Raw genomic sequence first — 1,056 nt, 5'->3', positions numbered from 1 at the left:
GCCTTCGGGCATGCGCCATGCAGCCGACTTCAGTGATGCCCTTCGTGAAACTGGCTTTGTAGCCGCTGTAATCGTCGCATACCAGGTGCCCTTTCCAGTCTCCGAGAAAGGTCCGAGCATGTTCACCGGAGCGGCTGGGCGTGAAGTCGTACACCACCGCACGTAGCGACTCGAATTCGCCGGTGGCATAGGCCCACAGGTAGGAGCGATGGGTCTTCCCGGTTCCTGGCGCCAGCGTGGAGACCGGCGTTTCGTCGGCTTGCAGGACGGAATGTGTCAGCACCTGGGTCTTCAATTGATCCACCAGTGGCTGGAGCTTGGATCCGCAAACACCGACCCAGGACGCCAGTGTCGAGCGCGGGATGGCCAGGCCGGCGCGACCGAAGATGATCGATTGGCGATACAGCGGGAGGTGATCCGAGAATTTGGCGACGAGCAGATGGGCCAGCAGCCCCGATGTCGGAATGCCCTTGTCGATGATCTCCGGCGCCACCGGCGCCTGGATCAGCGTCTCGCATTGGGTGCAGACCCATTTCCCCCGGATATGCCGATCCACGGAAAATAGGCCTGGCGCGTAGTCGAGCTTCTCGCTGACGTCCTCGCCGATTCGCTTCAGCGCGCACCCGCAGGCGCACGTCGTGCTTTCCGGCTCATGCCTATGCTCTACCCGCGGCAGATTTGCCGGAAGCGCCGCACGCCTCGGCGCACGCTTGGTCTTCTCGTCAGCTGTGGGGGTGGAGAGGTCTTCTAGATCCTGACCCAGCGCCGCCAGGTCCTCTTCGACGGATTCGTCGAAGAGGGGCTTCTGGATCGAATCGATCTGCTCGCTGCCGCGGCCAAACTTGAGACGGCGAAGCTGGGCGAGCTCGAAGGTCACCTTGCTGAGCTTGGCGTCCTTCCAGGTAATGACGCGCTGGTCTTCGTCGATCCGGACCAACAGCTCAGAGACCAGTGCTTTCAGCTCGGTAGCATTCAGATGGTCGAGCTGGGCGGAGTCAATATGCGAGGCTTCTTGCATGCCGAATCATGTGCAGAAAACAGGCCAAAAGCCAATTA

At 61.2% G+C, this 1,056-nt stretch carries 1 protein-coding gene; it reads right to left on the bottom strand.

Going from position 1 to position 1,056, the window contains the following annotated elements; all coding sequences use genetic code 11:
• On the bottom strand, positions 1-1,000 hold a 1,000-nt coding region (tnpC, locus tag BP26_RS0122515), incomplete at its 3' end, for an IS66 family transposase (RefSeq protein WP_036517736.1).
• Between the last annotated feature and the right edge of the window lie 56 nt (positions 1,001-1,056).

The sequence above is a fragment of the Nevskia soli DSM 19509 genome, from assembly GCF_000711955.1.
Lineage (GTDB): Bacteria > Pseudomonadota > Gammaproteobacteria > Nevskiales > Nevskiaceae > Nevskia > Nevskia soli.
The sequence above is the reverse complement of the archived record's forward strand: the minus strand, read 5'-3'. Positions and strand labels throughout refer to the sequence as shown.